This window comes from Flavobacterium sp. B183 (assembly GCF_023539155.1).
Lineage (GTDB): Bacteria > Bacteroidota > Bacteroidia > Flavobacteriales > Flavobacteriaceae > Flavobacterium > Flavobacterium tructae.
In genome coordinates, this window is record NZ_CP097434.1 from 595,373 (window position 1) to 613,882 (window position 18,510).

Annotated in this window: 13 protein-coding genes; 7 read left to right on the forward strand and 6 right to left on the reverse strand. The window is 36.2% G+C overall.

The annotated features are described in order from the left end of the window. Positions 1-16: 16 nt before the first annotated feature. Positions 17-1,315: an Ig-like domain-containing protein gene (locus M4I44_RS02780; protein WP_249966451.1), complete on the forward strand. Its 1,299-nt coding sequence runs from the start codon at positions 17-19 to the stop codon at positions 1,313-1,315. A 654-nt stretch (positions 1,316-1,969) separates the two neighbouring features. Here the strand turns inward: M4I44_RS02780 and M4I44_RS02785 are convergent. Together M4I44_RS02785 and M4I44_RS02790 are read right to left on the reverse strand one after the other, a co-directional pair. Then, a complete protein-coding gene (locus tag M4I44_RS02785) occupies positions 1,970-2,707 on the reverse strand; it encodes a phytanoyl-CoA dioxygenase family protein (protein WP_249966452.1) in 738 nt (245 codons plus the stop codon). Position 2,708: 1 nt separating this feature from the next. Next, positions 2,709-3,323: a thioredoxin family protein gene (locus M4I44_RS02790; RefSeq protein ID WP_249966453.1), complete on the reverse strand. Its 615-nt coding sequence runs from the start codon at positions 3,321-3,323 to the stop codon at positions 2,709-2,711. A 187-nt stretch (positions 3,324-3,510) separates the two neighbouring features. Here M4I44_RS02790 and pyrH point away from each other — a divergent pair, with 187 nt between their 5' ends. The 3 genes from pyrH to M4I44_RS02805 all read left to right on the forward strand — a co-directional run bounded on the left by pyrH (position 3,511) and on the right by M4I44_RS02805 (position 7,635). Then, positions 3,511-4,218, forward strand: coding sequence for a UMP kinase (pyrH, locus tag M4I44_RS02795; protein ID WP_017496236.1), 708 nt, complete (start codon positions 3,511-3,513; stop codon positions 4,216-4,218). A gap of 239 nt (positions 4,219-4,457) precedes the next feature. Continuing rightward, positions 4,458-5,021: a ribosome recycling factor gene (frr, locus tag M4I44_RS02800; RefSeq protein ID WP_249966454.1), complete on the forward strand. Its 564-nt coding sequence runs from the start codon at positions 4,458-4,460 to the stop codon at positions 5,019-5,021. A gap of 118 nt (positions 5,022-5,139) precedes the next feature. Beyond that, positions 5,140-7,635 (forward strand): DUF5686 family protein, encoded by a 2,496-nt coding sequence (locus M4I44_RS02805; RefSeq protein ID WP_249966455.1) that lies wholly within the window; start codon positions 5,140-5,142, stop codon positions 7,633-7,635. A gap of 214 nt (positions 7,636-7,849) precedes the next feature. On the opposite strand, the gene M4I44_RS02810 is transcribed toward M4I44_RS02805, so the two are convergent. From M4I44_RS02810 to M4I44_RS02825, 4 genes are all read right to left on the reverse strand, one after another. Beyond that, a complete protein-coding gene (locus M4I44_RS02810) occupies positions 7,850-10,120 on the reverse strand; it encodes a cation:proton antiporter (protein ID WP_017496240.1) in 2,271 nt (756 codons plus the stop codon). A 339-nt stretch (positions 10,121-10,459) separates the two neighbouring features. Continuing rightward, the gene (locus tag M4I44_RS02815) at positions 10,460-11,179 is read right to left on the reverse strand and encodes a LytTR family DNA-binding domain-containing protein (protein WP_249966456.1); all 720 of its coding nucleotides are present in this window, start codon (positions 11,177-11,179) and stop codon (positions 10,460-10,462) included. Then, the gene (locus tag M4I44_RS02820) at positions 11,142-11,903 is read right to left on the reverse strand and encodes a sensor histidine kinase (RefSeq protein ID WP_017496242.1); all 762 of its coding nucleotides are present in this window, start codon (positions 11,901-11,903) and stop codon (positions 11,142-11,144) included. The genes M4I44_RS02815 and M4I44_RS02820 overlap by 38 nt, the downstream gene beginning before the upstream one ends. A 158-nt stretch (positions 11,904-12,061) precedes the next feature. After that, positions 12,062-12,391, reverse strand: a complete 330-nt coding sequence (locus M4I44_RS02825; protein WP_017496243.1) for a multidrug efflux SMR transporter — start codon at positions 12,389-12,391, stop codon at positions 12,062-12,064. Positions 12,392-12,569: 178 nt separating this feature from the next. Between M4I44_RS02825 and M4I44_RS02830 the strand changes: the two genes are divergently transcribed. From M4I44_RS02830 to rpoN, 3 genes are all read left to right on the forward strand, one after another. After that, positions 12,570-14,936: an RND family transporter gene (locus M4I44_RS02830; protein WP_089077220.1), complete on the forward strand. Its 2,367-nt coding sequence runs from the start codon at positions 12,570-12,572 to the stop codon at positions 14,934-14,936. A gap of 334 nt (positions 14,937-15,270) precedes the next feature. Then, the gene (gene asnS / locus M4I44_RS02835; RefSeq protein WP_249966457.1) at positions 15,271-16,719 is read left to right on the forward strand and encodes an asparagine--tRNA ligase; all 1,449 of its coding nucleotides are present in this window, start codon (positions 15,271-15,273) and stop codon (positions 16,717-16,719) included. Between the two features lie 184 nt (positions 16,720-16,903). Continuing rightward, positions 16,904-18,364: an RNA polymerase factor sigma-54 gene (rpoN, locus tag M4I44_RS02840; protein ID WP_017496248.1), complete on the forward strand. Its 1,461-nt coding sequence runs from the start codon at positions 16,904-16,906 to the stop codon at positions 18,362-18,364. Positions 18,365-18,510: the final 146 nt, after the last annotated feature.

An 18,510-nucleotide genomic window follows, 5' to 3' on the forward strand; every position in this document is an offset into this window, starting at 1 on the left:
GATTAAAAACCAAAACATGAAAAACCACTTTTTACTACTCTTGTTTGTCTTCACAATCTCATCAAGCAGTCAAACCGTTAATCAAAAAATGGTTTCCACTGATATTGATAATTTCTGGAAGGCTTACGATAAAATTGTCGCCGAAAAAGACAGCATCAAACAATACTCTTTTTTAAAAGAACTCTATCTGGACAAAGCTACTCCAGGCTTAAAAAGCTTGCTCGAGGTTCGAAATTATACCGCCAAAGACTACATCAATGCCATAAATAAATATCCTAAATTCTGGAATTCATTAAAACCAAACACTTTAAATTCCGCCGGACTTTATCCAGAAATTGATGCCGACATCAGTAAACTAAAACAAGCCTATCCCGATTTAAAACCATCCACTATTTATTTTTCTATTGGTGCATTTCGAACAAACGGAACCATTCAGGAAGATCGTGTTTTAATTGGAAGCGAACTAAGTCTGGCAGATGAAACTACTGTTATTGATGAACTCCCAGCCTGGAGACAACCCTTTTACAAAGAATACGAGCCTCGAAAAAACATTGCACTGCTCTGCACGCACGAATATGTGCATACTCAGCAAAAAGAGCTGGTCGAAGATTTGCTTTTGATGTGCCTTTACGAAGGTGTTGCCGAATTTGTTTCCTGTAAAGTAACCCATAAAAAATCAAGCTCTCCTGCAATTGAATTCGGGAAAAGCAATCAGCAAAAAGTAATTGATCAGTTCATCGCAGATTTGTACATCAAAAGCAACAATTACAACTGGATCTGGGGAGAAAACAGAAATCTTTTAAAAGTTAGAGATCTGGGATATTATATAGGCTATGAAATCTGCGAACGTTATTACAATTCATCCAAAGACAAAGCGAAAGCAATAAAGACCTTAATTGAACTAGATTACCACAATGAAAAAGAAGTGGCACGCATAGTAGATGGCACCAAGTTGTTTCCGCAAAATCTAAAAAAATTACGTCAGAATTACGAAAAACAAAGGCCTCACGTTGTATCTGTCTCTGCATTTAAAAACGGAAGTCAAAAAGTAAAATCGGGAGAAACTGAAATCACGATTACTTTTTCGGAACCGCTAAACGGGCGCAGTACAGGCGTAGATTTTGGCCCGCTTGGTGAAAACTTTTTTCCAAGAATAAGTACAGAAAGAATCTGGTCATCGGATATGAAATCCTGGACTATCAAGGCGGATTTAAAACCCGGCCAACATTACCAAATTTTAATTTCGGATAATTTCAGAAAACAAAACGGAGTGAGGCTAAAACCTTTTTTAATCGATTTTAAAACTGCGGAGTAAAATTTCAAAACCATTTTATAAAAAAAGAGGTTGTGTCAAAAGATTTATATTCCGCTCCGCTAAAGCATATACTATTGAAAAATGACATTTGCAATAAGCATTTTTCTCCGCCGAAGCAATTTCAGAAAAAAATAAAAGGAACTCCTTTTGACACCAATTTTAATTGATATGGAGTTTTAAGTACAATTCCCTTTTGAAACAGCCCTTTTTGACCACTAAAAATCCTGTTTTAAAAACAAAAAGCACATTACTTCAGGAATCCCCATAGCAATGTGCCAACTTCTTACAAAGTAGTTCTATTTCATAAGCTCTGTTTTTTGAAGTTAGTAATGAGATATACTCTTTCCTCCAAACAACAAGCCCGAAACAAAATCGTAAAATCTTTCGAATAACTTTTTCATGATAGTGTAATTTTTAGTTGTTAAACATTAAATAAACACCAATAAAAAGAGTAAATAAGAAAATGAATAATAGAAGTGGGATGACTCCCGCAAGTTACAAAAAATTGAAGCAATACAAATATTTTTAGCATATTTTTTATTACTAAAATTCTTATTTACAGTAGAATACCTGAAAAATAAGGCTGTTCAACGATTTATTTCTTAAAAACCCAAGGAATCTATCTCAACAGTCTTACTCGTCATTATCGACTTACTAAATATCAAAAAGCTGTTTGTTTATTAGCTTCTCCAATATTTTTGTTGATGGTAAATTATCCTTATCAATAAAACTTTTCATTAAAGGAATATTATCGCAAAAAATGATATCCAGAGAAAATCTATCCTTTCCATAAATACCACGATGAATCATATTGGCAGAAAAAACCAATAAATCTCCCCGATTCAATCTTACAATTTCTCCACGTTTTAAATCGTCACTTTGAAGACGGCCGTTCAAAGAATTTCTAACCTCAAACTCTTCCGGTAAATCCCATTCGCGATGTGTTTTCGGAATCAATTCAATTCCTCGTTCACTTTTCAGGGGAATCCTGAAGTGAACTACATTTTGAGTTTTGATGGCCTTCTTTTGATCTTCAACAGACATTCCTGTATATTGTATGTCACGATGCCAATAATTCTTCCGGGTTCCCTCTTTTGGATCAAAAAAAAGCTGGGTATTCAAAAAAACAGGCGGTTTAGGAAAGATAACGCTTCGTATTTCTTCAAATTTGGTTTGAGTTATAAATTCAAAAAGACGTGTTTTTTCTTCCTCCTTTAAACAATCTCCCTTGGTCAGGCTGTGACTGTTTATAGCCCCTTTTTCATAACTTATTTCATTATCATGCAACCAGATTTCGTGAAATTTAACGAGTACTTTTTCAATTGCTGCCAGTTCATTTTCCGAAAAGAAATCCTTCAGAAACACATATCCGTTTTGCTCAAAATTATTCATATTACTCCCTAATTTCGAGTGCACGCATGATATCCATAAGTTCGTTTTGAGTACTTAATCCTTTGTCAGCCAAATACCACAATTGCAAATCAGTTTTGATTTTTTCATCAATTACGCCAAACTCTTTTTTATAGTTTGCCATTAATTCACTAGCACCTTTGGGTCTGGGTCCCCAGTCCCCTCGGGCTATTCCGGTTTCTTTACAAATCACAATTACTTTTGGAATGGCCCTCCCGCCATTTGTCAGGTATTGATTCATTAATGCGTCATTTTCATCACGAAAAACGATTCGGAGATCTATTTTTTTATGTGAAGCTAAAGCCATCTTATTAATAATAGGAAGTATTTGTGCCGCGTCACCACACCAGCCTTCAGAAATCACCAGCCAGATATAGTTATGTTTTAAATTTTCCAATTCTAAAAGTACCTCATCGGAAACTTTCATGGTTTTCTCCAGTCGGTTCATCCTGGCCTCATTCAGCTTACTGTAATTGGTTAAGCTTTCGGATTGTTCATTGCCTGTTGATTTCCCTTCCAGTAATAAATCGGTAACTATTTTTCGATATTCGGTATACGAATGACTGTTGAATAATGATTTCGCTATAGTACTTTTCATATTTAGTTTTTTTGAATTCTATAAAATTACAACTTTTAAGAGGACTTAAAGAATGACTTTTGTCACATTCGGAGAAATCCGAAAAAACGTTATAAATTCAAAACGAAAAGAACTATTATTTTTTTTAAAACATTATTTCTAAAAATCAGAATATGTCTATATTTGCACAAATTAACGCAACACAGAAATGAAATATAAAAGAATTCTTCTAAAACTTAGCGGCGAAGCCTTAATGGGTGATTTACAATACGGTATTGACCCTAAAAGATTAGCCGAATATGCTGAAGAGATTAAGCAAATTCACAGTAAAGGAGTAGAAATTGCTATTGTAATTGGAGGAGGAAATATTTTTAGAGGCGTTGCAGGTGCAAGTGCCGGTATGGATAGAGTACAAGGCGATTATATGGGAATGCTTGCTACCGTAATTAACGGAATGGCTTTGCAGGGAGCACTTGAAGACAAAGGAATGAAAACGCGTTTGCAGACTGCTTTGAAAATGGAGTCTATTGCAGAACCTTACATTAAAAGAAGAGCAGACCGTCATCTTGAGAAAGGAAGAATTGTAATTTTTGGTGCCGGAACCGGAAATCCTTATTTTACAACTGATACAGCGGCCGTTTTAAGAGGAATTGAAATCAATGCAGATGTGATCTTAAAAGGAACTCGTGTAGACGGTGTTTATGATTCTGATCCGGAAAAAAATGCATCGGCTGTGAAATTTGATTTTATTTCGTTTGATGATGTTCTTAAAAAAGGACTAAACGTTATGGATACTACCGCTTTTACTTTAAGCCAGGAGAACAAATTGCCAATCGTTGTTTTTGATATGAACAAAATTGGTAATCTTTTGAAAATCTGTGAAGGTGAAAACGTCGGGACAGTAGTTAACATTTAGACTTCTTAGATTGTTCGATCGTTGGATTATTCGATTTTTAGAAATTGTAATAGTTCTAATTTGTCAAAAAACACAGATTGATTAAAGTTTTGAATGCCGTTTTTTTGGAGAATTTCCAATAATCTAAAAATCCAGCCATCTTAAAATCAAAAAAAAGAAATATATTAGTTAGTAAATTAGAGGAGTATTTTCGTTAAAACTTGAAAAACCAATCCTCTAAAATCTAAAAATCTAAAAAAATGACGGAAGAAATAGAATTTATATTAGACAGTACGGAGGAATCTATGAACGGTTCGATTGCGCACTTAGAGAAAGAATTTCTTAACATTCGTGCAGGAAAAGCTTCTCCGGCAATGTTGGGAAGTGTTTTTGTAGATTACTACGGAGCTGCAACACCACTTTCTCAAGTGTCAAAAATCAGTGTTCCTGATGCCAGAACAATTACATTACAACCTTTTGAAAAAAACATGTTGACTGTAATTGAAAAAGCGATCATGGTTGCCAACATTGGTTTCAATCCGATGAACAACGGAGACGTTATTATCATTAGTGTTCCGCCTTTGACAGAGGAACGTCGTAAAGAACTGGCTAAACAAGCGAAAGCTGAAGCAGAAGATGCTAAAATTGGGGTTCGTAACGTACGTAAAGATGCCAATACGGATATCAAAAAATTAGAAAAAGAAGGAACTTCTGAAGACATTTGCAAATCAGCTGAGGAGCAGGTTCAGAATTTAACCAATACTTACATCAAAAAAATCGATGAATTACTGGCTGCTAAAGAAGCCGAAATCATGAAGGTGTAATTCTATTCAACACAAAATAAAATCCGTTTAGTTAAATTATACTGAACGGATTTTTTTTATTGTTATTTTTGCATACCAAAAGTACAAGTTGTCCGTTTTTGAAACTATAACATTCTCTATGAAGCTATTCTGTTTGTTGACTTTGTTTTTCACGCTTACCATTCAGGCACAATTTCAAATAAACGGAATTGTAACGGACTCTAATAACAAACCGCTTCCTTTTGCTACCATTACAACTTCCGGCAGTACTAATACAATTACGGATGTTGACGGAAAGTTTATTCTAAAAGCTCTTTCAAAACCGGAGACTTTTACCGTTTCCTACATTGGTTTTCAAACGAAGACAATTGTAATTACGGATCATAAAACTTTTTACCCCGTTTTTCTTTTTCAAAAAACCGACGATTTGAAGGAGGTCGTGGTTTCAAATGAAAATCCGGCCCTTACGATAATTAAGAAGGTCATTGCGAATAAAAACAAAAACAATCCACAAAAAAAACTAAACAGTTTCGAATACAAAAGCTACAACAAACTTATTGTAACAGCAAATCCTGATTCTATTGACGGCAGAATTGACTCAACAGCCACGTACAAAAATTTCGACAAAAAGCGCATTAACATTGATTCTTCGGATTATAAATTCAAAGAAATAATTAGCAAGCAGCACTTGTTTCAAACCGAGAAAGTTTCACAATACCAGTTTGGCAACAACAAACTGAAAGAAACGATACTGGGAACCAAAATGTCCGGGTTTAAACAACCTATTTATGAGGTTATTGCTTTTAATCTGCAATCGATTTCGATTTACGACCTGAAATACGAACTGTTTGAAACGAAATACGAAAATCCAATTTCGAATAGTGCTCCTCAAAGTTACAATTACAAAATTCTGGACACGGTAACTATAAAAGGACGTGAAACGTACATGATTTACTTCAAAAACAAACAAAGAAGAAAGGCATCCGGTTTAGAAGGCGTTTTGTATATCGATCAGGAGAATTTTGCCATAGCTAAAGCGGTAATGCGTATCAAAGGGGTTCTGGACATTAGCGGGATTCATGAATTTGAATATGTACCGAGTGAAAAAATATGGTTCCAAAGCAACACTACTTTTAAAATTGTTAAAGGGAAAAACGATGATGATATTAAAATTTTAGGCGGAACCATCCAGTTTGATGGAGATGTTGAGGATAATTTTGAACCCCGAAAAAAATCGGCTTCCGATTTTACTTATCTGCTATCTGAGAGTAACAATTTTGACATTCACTACAACACTACTGCCCCTATAAAAGATCCGGCACTTTACATTGAAATTAAAGACGATGCCAACAAAAAACCGGAAGCCTTCTGGGAAGAATACAGAAAAGAAGATCTGGACTTAAAAAGCCAGAGAACCTATCAGTTAATTGACAGCCTTTCGATAAAGAAAAGAATCGAAAATCGTTTGGGGCTTGGACGAAAAATCATCAACGGTTATTTCCCGATCGGACCTGTTGATCTGGATTTAAAAAAGATTATCAGTTACAACAATTACGAAGGTTTCAGACTGGGGCTTGGCGGTATTACCAATGACCGTTTTTCTAAAAACTTCAGAATTGAGGGATACTCTGCTTACGGTACAAAAGACGGTCAGCACAAATACAGTCTGGGAGCAGGATTTTTATTGGACAAAAACACCAATACTTGGGTAAACGGATATTATACCGATGATGTTCGGGAAATTGCGAGTACCGTTTTTGCCGTTGACAAACGTGTTTTCAAAATTTACGATCCGCGTCCGATTAACATTAGTACTTTTTATCAATATGTGGGCTGGAAAGCTAATATACAGACCAAAATTATTCCTAAAACGGAAGCCGTACTGGAATTTTCGAGAACTTATGTCGAGCCTAAATTTGATTATCTTTTTAATTACAATGGAAAGCTGTATTCGGATTATATTATGACTACAGCAATGGTTTCGATCGTATGGGCTCCTTTTAGTGCTTTTATGCAAACTCCAACCGGGAGAACTGAAACCGATAAAAGATTTCCAAGGTTTACTTTTCAGTACACACAATCATTACCTAATGTAATGGAAAACGATTTCACTTTTGGGAAAATAGATTTCAAAGCTGAATACGAGAAGAAATACCTAAACGGTCAAAAAACGAGTTTGCTTCTGCAGGGAGGTTATGCTACGGGTGATGTTCCCATTACCCATCTTTACAATACCATGCCCAACAACTTAACCAAGGAAACCATTATCCAGCGTATTACCTTTGCCGGACGAAACAGTTTTGAAACGATGTTTTTTAATGAGTTTTTCTCCAGTCAATATGTCTTCTTTCAACTTAAACATGGCTTTGACCGAATCAGAATCCTCAAAAAAGTACGTCCTTCCTTAGTACTGGTAACGAGAATGGCATGGGGAAATATGGAAAATCCGCAACAACATGTAGGTCCAATCTATAAAACTTTAGACAGAGGCTTTTTTGAATCCGGAATCGAACTAAACAAAATTTACAAAGGCATTGGTTTCGGCGGCTTTTATCGATATGGCCCGAACCAGTTAATGAAATTTGAGGATAACATTGCCGTTAAAATTTCTTATGTGCTGGATTTAGGTCTTTAAGTCTAAAATTCCCATTTTTTTAAATCCCAAATCCCAATTGAAGGTTTAGTTTCGTTTCAACAGAAAGAGAAACCTCAAAGAAATAAGGAAACAAAAAATCCGTGCAAATCAGCGTTTTCGCAAAGCGAATCTGTGTCATCCGCGTGTCAAACAAAAAATCCCAAACTCCAGCAAAATTGGAATTTGGGATTTATAAAATTAAAATTAAATTTCTCTATGGTTTCAAAATCAATACCGAAGGTGTATTGTTCAACCAGGTACTCTGAGATTCTATTAATTTTTTCCAGCTGTCTAAACTGATAATCATTAAGTTCTGATTCTCCAAGAATTCTTTTTTAATCGTTCGGTCGTGCATGATCATGATGTGATTCGGCGCAATCTGTTCGATCGAACGAATCGTTTCCTGAATATCTCTGGTATTTTTTACTTCCCCGCTGGCATCCAGAACGGTAATCTGAGACCCGTTATTGTTGATTAATTTTTTGGCATAATCAATTAAGAAAGCATCTTCCTTACTAAAAACCGGCATGAAAACCTGATTGATTTCTTCCAGATTTTTATCGATAAAGATTCCTACCGGCATTTTGCTTTTTGCAATAATATGACGTGTTCTTTCATCAAAAGGAGAATTTTCAAACAACCCTTCTTTTCCGGTAAACTTATCGATTAGACGGTCCGGGTTTACGATTCTGGTCGTAAATCCAAGAATTTTCCCCAACAAGGTTCCTTCAAAAATAGACTGCCCTAATCCGACTAATAATAAATCATATTCTCCCTGATTTGCTGTATCAATAATATCAGTATCAATATCGTTTGTTACTTTAAAAACGCTAACCATACTCTGATTCAGACGTTCTGATTCTTCGACGACCGGCAACAACATTTTGCGCTCATGGTCTTTTATATCAAACGAATGTATTTCGGTACTTAACGACAAATGCATGGCGGTCACAATCGAATTATCGGCTTGTTTTTTAACCAGACTGTTGGCCAGTTTAAGCAATTTTTTTCCTTTTTCAGGTGTTGCGAAAGAAAGCAGAATTTTATACTTGCTTTTATTTCCTATTTCCTGAGGAATGGCGGTTACCTTATCTTTAAATATAAAATCTATTAAATCCAGTGCCGGACCAGTCATAAACGTAGTTACCAAAGCCATAATAACCATCATGGTAAAAATTTCTGTTGACAGAACCCCTAAGTCGTAACCAATGTTTAGAACCACAAGCTCCATCAAACCACGCGTATTCATTAAAGCTCCGATCGCCAAACTGTCTTTCCAGCTTTGTCCGACAAATTTCGCTGCAAAGGCACTTCCGAAGAACTTTCCAGCTACGGCTACTCCGATAATTACGGCAGTTACTTTCCACAAATACGGATCGTTCAATAAACCAATCTGTGTGCGTAAACCGGTAAACACAAAGAACAATGGCAATAAAACGATGATCGCAACATCTTCTACTTTCTCAATAAAAATATTTCTGAAGGTATTGTTTTCAGGCATAATTGCTCCGGCTAAAAAAGCGCCAAACAAAGCGTGAATTCCGATAAGTTCAGCAGCGTATGCAGAGAACAACAAGGTTAGAAAAAAGATGGCAACCACAGGTTTATTCAAGCTCTCACGTGTTGAATTTAAATCACCTACACGTTTTAAAAACGGACGAACTATTTTCAGCATGACAATTACATACAATATTGCCAGACCAATTACATACAAAGCACTTGTAAACGAACCTGCTTTTACAATAGCAATTACTACTGCCAAAATACACCATGCCGTGATATCATCGGCAGCGGCACATGTAATGGCGATAGTTCCGAGTTTTGTTTTTTGCATTCCGCGCTCCTGCACTATACGCGCAAGAACCGGAAATGCCGTAATACTCATCGCAATTCCCATAAACAGTCCGAAAGAGGCAAACTCCACCCCAACCGGAGCAAAAGTATGGTAGATAAAATAAGCTAATGAAAGACCCAGGGCAAAAGGGATTACAATACTTGCGTGACTTATAACTACAGCATCATGTGCTTTGTTTTTCAAAACTTTCAAATCCAATTCCATTCCAATCACAAACATGAAAAGAATCAAACCAATCTGACTTAAAAATTGCAGATTCCCTAAAGATTCTTTTGGAAATAAAGCGGCAGAAAATTCAGGAAAATACATTCCGACCAAAGAAGGTCCTAAAACAATTCCGGCAATCATTTCTCCAATTACGGAAGGCTGTCCTATTTTTCTAAAAAACCATCCGAACAAACGGGCTACTAAAATAATAGTCACGATCTGTGCTAATAAAATAGCCAAAGGATGCTGTAGGTTTTCTATCATCGAATGAAGAAAATCATTCCAGTGGTTGCTTTCTATTTTTTTATGAACGACTCCGCGTCCGGCCTCAAGTGAAACCCCTTTTGAAATTACCCAATAGATCAGGCCTGTAAAACCGCCAATAACCGTAATGTAAAACAAGGAGTTTTTAAGATTATTCATAACTCGTTTTTTAGATTTATTGCTGCAAATATCAACACTCCAACTGTAGTGCAAAAGTAAATTTACAGCTAATTTTCAATCCATGTAACAAGTCCGAAAAACTTTGTAATAAGTTAATAACGACAGCTAAAACGATTGTGATTCTGAGCGAAGTCGAAAGCTTTTCTAACTAAAAAAAAGGGGGGCTTCGACTTCGCTCAGCCGGACATGACTTCGATCAGCCTGACATGACTTCGCTCAGCCGGACACGACTTCGATCAGCCGGACACGATTTCGATCAGCCGGACATGACTTCACTCAGCCAGACAGGGCTTCGGACTTCGGCCTTAGCGGATCATCTTATAGTTTGACTCTTTTCAGGAAATCGGCACGATAGGTTTCACTTAGAATCAATGCACTGTTTTTACCGTCTTTTTCCTGATGATGCAAAACGATTTCATTGTGATTAAAAAACTTTATCGCCTTTACTGCTACGATTTCCTTTTTGTTGACACGGCAAAAATCGGCTTCGGGAAGTTCCTGTAAAAGGGTGTCGAATTTCACATTTTTTAAGTTCAGAAAACTACCGTCAGTAAGAAGTACGGTTTTATCACGACTGTCACTAACTGCCGTTTTGATGTATAGAATCTGATTGAAGTAAAGCAATGTTTTGCCTTTATCTGTATTTAACTGAATGAACTTCTTTGCTGCATCAGGTTTATCGAAACGCTCCAGGGCTTTCGAAATCGCTTTCTGCAAACGTTCGAGTTTTACCGGTTTGGTAATGTAATCTACCGCGTCAATATTAAACGCTTCGGCAGCATACTCTTTGTAAGCGGTGCAAAAGACAACCAGTTTATTGTCCAGCATTTCTGCCAGATGCAAACCGTCGATCCCTGGCATTTCGATATCCGATATTAACAAATCAAAATCGAGATTCGGTATTTCGGCAAGGAGTTTTTCGGGATTGTTAAATGTTTTTACAATTTCCAATTCAGGAATCTGTTCACAAAGCATTTTCAGATACGTTAAGCCCGGCAGCTCATCGTCCAGCAGCAAGCATTTCAGTTTTGTATTCAAGTAAATCTATTTTTAGATGAGCAATATAAACGTCATTTTCGACAAACCTTTCGAGTTTGAAGTTGTTTTTATAAATAATTCTTAATCGGTGTTCTAAAGTAGCATGACCAAAACCGCTTCGTTCTTTTTTTAAGACTTTTTTATTTGATATCTTATTCGAAACTGTCATAAAAAAAGCATTGTCTCTAAACTCAAAAACTACCGAGATAAAGGCATCGGCACTCTGAAGATCGGCATGTTTAAACGCGTTTTCAATTAAATCAATCGAAATTAACGGTGCCAATAAAGGCTGTTCGTACAATTTGTCTTCTTTATTGATATTGGTTTTGATTTTCAATTCAAAAAGTGGACTGACTTTAATTTTATTGATTTCGATTAAATTGAGTGCAAAGTCAATCTCCTCCCGGGCAGTAACAAATTTCTTTTTGCTCTCATACAGAATATAGTCCAATACATTGGCCAGTTTATCTAAAGCAAAATAGGTTTGATACGCATGAGATTGTATCGAATTTAAAATATTCTTAAACAAATGCGGATTCAGTTTAGACTCTAAAGTTTCCAACTGCAAGTCATTAACCTTCATTTCGAGTGCATAGAAACTTTTCTCAGCATCGTCCTTTGCCTTTTTGAACTGCATCAATTGATACATCAAAAAACAGATGATAACGATAAGCAATAAAAGAATCGCCAGAAAAATAAAAGTGATTGTATTGTTTTCTTGCATTGTTTATGTAAAGTTTAAAAGTTTTTTTTGCCCACGGGTTTTACGGATTAAATTTGGTTCTCACAGATTTTGTAAGATTGGATTAAATTTTAAATCGCATAAAATAAACCAATCCGTGTAAATCCGTTTAATCTGTAAAATCCGCGTGCCAACATTCATTAATGACTGGAAACAAATTTCAGCCCAATGATCGAAGCGATTAAAGTCGAAAGAAAAAATATTCGCCAGAAAGTAGCGGGTTCTTTAAAAATTAAGATTCCAACCAGAACAGTTCCAACGGCTCCAATTCCTGTCCAAACTGCATAGGCAGTACCAATAGGCAGTACCTGTGTCGCCTTATACAGCAAAAACATGCTGATAGAAAGACAAACGAAGAAACCAATCATCCAATAAGTCGAAACCATTCCTGTCGTTTCTTTGGCTTTGCCCAGACAAGAGGCAAATGCAACTTCAAAAAGTCCTGCGATTACTAATAAAATCCAATTCATTTTCTACGCCTTTTTAAATGAGATACAAAGATGAGAAAACCTAGCATAGAATGCTACAAAATATCCCATTTTTAGATTGCGGGAACATTCCAATTGTGTTAACAAACCGTAAAAACCAAGCCGAATATTTATGATTTCGAGCACTTTTCACTACATTTGCATCCATTTTACAATTTTTATGAAAAACGCCGTACAAGTTGGATTTTGGGAAAAATTAGCCCGAATCATACTTAAAAATAGAATTTCTATACTCGTTGGGGTCGCTGCCCTGACCATTTTCCTTGGTTACCAATGGAAAAACCTTTCCATGACTTATACCGAAGCAAACTTGCTTCCGAAAAATCATATTGCAAACAAAGACTATCAAAAATTTCTGGATAAATTTGGCGAAGAAGGAAACCTGGTTGTAATTGGTTTTCAGGATAAAAAATTCTTCACACCAAAAAATTATGCTGCCTGGAATGAATTAATGACGGGTCTTAAAAAATCAAAAGAAGTAGATCTAGTAGTTTCCTTAAACGATTTAAAAAAACTGGAAAAAGATACCGTTAACGAAAAATTTGTTCTCGCTCCGTTCATCGATCAAAGCAAAGCAACAGATCCGGAATATTTAAAAAAGATACAATATGACTTGTTTCATAATTTACCTTTTTACGAAGGATTGCTTTATAACAAAGAAAGCGGCAGTATCCGTTCGGCCATTTACATCAACAAAGCACTTGTAAACACCGCTGAAAGAAAAACATTTATTCTGGAAAATCTGGTTCCGAAAATTGATAAATTCGAGAAAACCACCGGAATCGATTTGCGTGTTTCGGGAATGCCTTACATCAGAACGATCAATGCTGACAATATGAAAGGTGAAATCGGTCTTTTTATTGGCGCGGCATTATTAACGGTTTCTTTGATTTTCTTTTTCTTCTTCCGTTCGTACAGAGCTACCTTTATCTCCATCTGTATTTTGATTGTTGGAGTAATCTGGTCTTTCGGAACTTTAGGATTATTTCATTATAAAATCACGATTCTAACGGCGATCATTCCGCCATTAATTATTGTAATCGGAATTACGAATTGTATTTTCCTGATCAATAAATACCAACAGGAAATCAAACTTCATAATAATCAGGCAAAGGCTTTACAGCGTATCATTTCGAAAATTGGAGTTTCTACTCTAATGACCAATTTAACGACAGCAATAGGTTTTGCAACGTTTATGATTACCGGAAACGATTTGCTTTTTGAATTTGGTTTGGTTACCTCTATCAATGTCATTTCTGTATACCTCCTGACACTTTTAATTGTACCGATCATTTACAGTTTCATGTCGGTTCCGGGCGAAAAACATTTGTACCATCTCACCAAAACATACATTTCAACCCTATTGGATTTTGTTGAAAATGTGGTAAAAAATAAACGAAAAGTAATCTATATCATTTACGGTTTATTGTTAGCCTTCAGTGTTATTGGAGTTACTCAAATGAAAGTTTCGGGAAGTTTGATTGGCGAAATGCCAAAAAGTGCCTCTTTCTTTAAGGATATCATCTTCTACGAAAAAGAATTTAACGGCGTAATGCCGCTTGAGATTATGATTGATACCAAAAAGAAAAAGGGTGTCATGAAAGCCTCTACCATTCGCAAAATGGATGAATTGCAGAATACCATCACAGAAATGCCTGAATTAGCGAAACCGGTTTCTATTGTAAATCTGGTGAAGTATTCGAAACAGGCTTTCTATAACGGAAATCCGGAATATTATCAATTGCCGACATCGCAGGAACAGACTTTTATTTTGTCATATGCTAAAAATGCTACCAAAAACAGCAAAGAAAATCTGATGAAAGCTTACGTAGATTCAACCGGACAATATGCCCGAATCACTACTTTCATGAAAGATATTGGTACGGATGAAATGGCAAAAGTGGAGAAAAAACTTCACAGCAAGATTGATGAAATCTTCCCGAAAGACCGTTATGAAGTTACTGTAACCGGAAAAGCATTAGTATTTCAAAAAGGAACGTCTTATTTAGTTGACAATTTAATTGAGTCTTTGATTTTTGCAATACTAGTAATTGCCGTATTGATGCTTTACTTGTTCCGATCGTTTAAAATGGTTTTTGCATCGGTAATCACCAATATTTTACCGCTTTGTATCACCTCGGGATTGATGGGTTATTTTGGCATTCCGTTAAAACCTTCGACAATACTAGTATTCAGTATCGCTTTCGGAATCTCAGTTGATAATGCAATTCAGTTTATGGCGAAGTACCACCATGACTTGTTGCAGAATAACGGAAAGGTAAAAAAATCAGTTTTCAGTGCTTTAAGAGAAACCGGAATCAGTACTTTTTACACTTCGGTGGTTTTAATTTTAGGATTTGCCACTTTCACGCTTTCCAGCTTTAGCGGAACCATCGCATTGGGAGGATTAATTTCCTGTACATTAGCGTTTGCAATGTTTGCGAATCTATTGGTTTTACCTGCTTTGGTACTGACTTTTGAGAAAAAGAAAGCTAAGAAAGAGGATTTGGAGAATCTGGAGAAGTAAACACGAATTGCACGAATTAACACAGATTAAAACACAATGTTGTCATTCCGAGGAAAGAGGAATCGCAGTCGAAACTCGACAAAGATTGACAAATTTCTTTGCGGAATCTCTAGTACGATTCCTCGTTCCTCGGAATGACAAAACGTAAAATAAAAAAATGCTTCTCCTGAAAACGAGAGCACTAGCCCCGATCGAAGCGGCATCCTTTCTGTTTTTTCCGCCAAAAACAGAAAGATACAGCGAAGAGCGGGAATCAGCTTCAAAAATTAATTATTATCGATTATATTTGCAGTTGTTCAAAATGAATATTACTTAATATCAATTATATATAAAAATGAAACACACAAAAGTTAGAGACTTATTAAACAGTACGACGACGTTACAGGAAGTGAATGCAAAAGGATGGGTGAGAGCTTTTAGAAATAATCAGTTCATCGCGCTTAATGACGGTTCTACCATTAATAATATACAATGTGTTGTTGATTTTGAAAATACACCTGATGAAACTTTAAAAAGAATCACTACCGGTGCTGCTATTTCTGTAATTGGTACTTTGATCGAAAGTAAAGGTGCGGGTCAGAAATACGAAATTCAGGTAAACAAACTGGAAATCTTAGGAGATTCGGATGCAGAGAAATTCCCAATACAACCAAAAAACAAACCTAGTTTAGATTTCTTGCGCGAAAATGCACATTTACGTGTACGTACTAATATGTTTGGTGCTATTATGCGTGTGCGTTCGGTATTGTCTTATGCTGTTCATAAGTATTTTCAGGACAAAGGTTTTGTTTACGTAAATACTCCAATTATTACAGGTTCTGATGCTGAAGGTGCAGGAGAAATGTTTAAAGTTACAGCTTTACCTTTTGACAACACCCCAAGAACTGAAGACGGAAAAGTAAATTATAAAGAAGATTTCTTCGAAAAAGAAACCAACTTAACGGTTTCCGGACAATTAGAAGGTGAAACCTATGCAATGGCTTTGGGTCAGATTTATACGTTTGGACCAACTTTTAGAGCCGAAAATTCAAATACTTCCCGTCACCTTGCCGAGTTTTGGATGATCGAGCCGGAAGTTGCTTTCAACAATCTGGATGACAACATGGATTTAGCTGAAGATTTTATTCAGTATGTAATTAAATATGCTTTAGACCACTGTCAGGATGATTTGAAATTTTTAGAAGGCAGACTTTTAGACGAAGAGAAATCAAAACCTCAGGCAGAAAGAAGCGAAATGGCTTTATTAGAGAAACTAAACTTTGTTTTAGAGAACAACTTCAAACGTGTTTCTTATGCTGAAGCAATTGACATTTTAAGAGATTCAACTCCAAATAAAAAGAAGAAATTCCAATATATCATCAACGAATGGGGAGCTGATTTACAGTCGGAACACGAGCGTTATTTAGTGGAGAAACACTTTAAATGTCCGGTAATTTTATTTGATTACCCAGCAAATATTAAAGCGTTTTACATGCGTCTGAACGACAATACTGAACCTGGAAGAGAAACAGTTCGTGCCATGGATATCCTTTTCCCTGGAATTGGAGAAATCGTTGGTGGTTCAGAAAGAGAAGAGCGTTACGACGTTTTGGTTGAAAAAATGAAAGCCTTAGAAATTGACGAAGAAGAATTATCATGGTATTTAGACACCAGAAGATTCGGATCGGCAACTCACGCAGGTTTCGGACTTGGATTTGAACGTTTGGTATTGTTTGTAACCGGAATGACAAACATCCGTGATGTAATTCCTTTCCCGAGAACTCCCGGGAATGCAGAGTTTTAAAAAAAGGCTCTAAGGTACTGAGATACTGAGGTTCTAAGTTTTTTAAATATAATAAAATTAGTTTCAGGTTTCAAGTTATTGGAGTTTGAACTAAAATAATAATATTTGTTTCAAGTTTCAAGTTTCAAATTGTGGCACGTTCTACAACCTGAAACCTGAAACTTGAAACTTTTAACAAAATCAAATGCTAAAGCAATTTTTAAATCTAAAATTATCCCAAAAATTATCTCCACAGCAAATTCAGCTGATGAAGTTAATTCAATTGCCTACGCAAGCTTTTGAGCAACGTTTACTGGAAGAAATGAACGAAAATCCGGCCCTCGAAGCCGGTAAAGAAGACGAATACGAAGCCGATGAATTTGCCAATGAAGACTACGACGATTACGATGATGCTGAATCAGACAGAATCGAAGCAGACGACATTAACATTGACGAATACCTAAGCGACGACGACACACCTGATTACAAAACTCAGGTGAACAATTACAGTGAAGACGAGGAGCGCGAAACTCCTTTTGCTTCGCCAATTAGTTTCCATCAGGATTTAATCAATCAGCTGAATACTTTTATTTTAAATGATGAAGAACGCGAAATCGCTGAATTCCTTGTTGGAAGTATTGACGATATGGGTTACATCCGCAGAACTGTTCCGGATATTGTAGACGATATGGCTTTTACTCAGGGAATTTACACCGATGAGAAAATGGTCGACAAAATGCTTCATGTCATTCATGAGCTCGAACCTTCGGGAGTCGGAGCACGTGATTTACAAGAATGCCTGCTACTGCAGTTAAAACACAAAACTCCAACCGAATATATTGATTTAGCGATTGATATTATCGAGAATCAGTTTGATGCTTTTACCAAGAAACATTACGACAAGCTTTTACAGAAATATGGTGTTTCGAACGAACAGCTTAAAAAAGCCATTCACGAAATCGAAAGACTGAATCCAAAGCCCGGAGGTTCTTACACCGGAAACAATAAAGTAACAGAGAACGTTGTTCCCGATTTTGCCATTAGAATTGTTGACGGAGAACTGGAACTTACCTTAAACGGACGAAATGCTCCTTCCCTGCACGTTTCTAAAGATTATCAGGAAATGATGCAGACATATAAAGATTCCCGTGATAAATCATCGGCACAAAAAGATGCTGTTCAGTTCATCAAACAGAAACTGGATTCGGCCAAATGGTTTATCGATGCTATCAGACAGCGTCAGGAAACTCTTTTTGTTACTATGAACGCTATCATGCATTATCAGGAAGAATACTTTCTGGACGGTGACGAAACCAAACTAAAACCAATGATCCTAAAAGACATTGCGGATATGGTTGGTCTTGATATTTCGACGATCTCACGTGTAGCCAACAGTAAGTATGTGGAAACGCCATACGGTACAAAACTGATCAAAGAGTTTTTCTCTGAAGCCATGAAAAATGATCAGGGAGAAGATGTCTCTACTTTAGAAATTAAAAAAATTCTTCAAAATACCATTGAAGAGGAAGATAAAAAGAAACCTTTACCAGACGATCAACTGGCCGAAATCCTGAAAGAAAAAGGATACCCAATTGCCCGAAGAACTATTGCAAAATACCGTGAACAATTAGACATTCCGGTAGCAAGAATGAGGAAGAAAATTTAAGTTTTTAATCTTCTTACAAGAAGAAAAAAATATTCTATTAAACAAACCTAACAGCTTTTTAAACACTGTTAGGTTTTTTTTTACCTCAAAAACAACAAACCCGACAGGTTTTTGAAACCTGTCGGGTTTATTTACTTATTAAAGTC

Bases quoted from the DNA above. Each gene is read 5' to 3' on its own strand.
- M4I44_RS02780 (WP_249966451.1), top strand. From the start codon at position 17: ATGAAAAACCACTTTTTACTACTCTTGTTTGTCTTCACAATCTCATCA.
- M4I44_RS02785 (WP_249966452.1), bottom strand. From the start codon at position 2,707: ATGAATAATTTTGAGCAAAACGGATATGTGTTTCTGAAGGATTTCTTT.
- M4I44_RS02790 (WP_249966453.1), bottom strand. From the start codon at position 3,323: ATGAAAAGTACTATAGCGAAATCATTATTCAACAGTCATTCGTATACC.
- pyrH (WP_017496236.1), top strand. From the start codon at position 3,511: ATGAAATATAAAAGAATTCTTCTAAAACTTAGCGGCGAAGCCTTAATG.
- frr (WP_249966454.1), top strand. From the start codon at position 4,458: ATGACGGAAGAAATAGAATTTATATTAGACAGTACGGAGGAATCTATG.
- M4I44_RS02805 (WP_249966455.1), top strand. From the start codon at position 5,140: ATGAAGCTATTCTGTTTGTTGACTTTGTTTTTCACGCTTACCATTCAG.
- M4I44_RS02810 (WP_017496240.1), bottom strand. From the start codon at position 10,120: ATGAATAATCTTAAAAACTCCTTGTTTTACATTACGGTTATTGGCGGT.
- M4I44_RS02820 (WP_017496242.1), bottom strand. From the start codon at position 11,903: ATGCAAGAAAACAATACAATCACTTTTATTTTTCTGGCGATTCTTTTA.
- M4I44_RS02825 (WP_017496243.1), bottom strand. From the start codon at position 12,391: ATGAATTGGATTTTATTAGTAATCGCAGGACTTTTTGAAGTTGCATTT.
- M4I44_RS02830 (WP_089077220.1), top strand. From the start codon at position 12,570: ATGAAAAACGCCGTACAAGTTGGATTTTGGGAAAAATTAGCCCGAATC.
- asnS (WP_249966457.1), top strand. From the start codon at position 15,271: ATGAAACACACAAAAGTTAGAGACTTATTAAACAGTACGACGACGTTA.
- rpoN (WP_017496248.1), top strand. From the start codon at position 16,904: ATGCTAAAGCAATTTTTAAATCTAAAATTATCCCAAAAATTATCTCCA.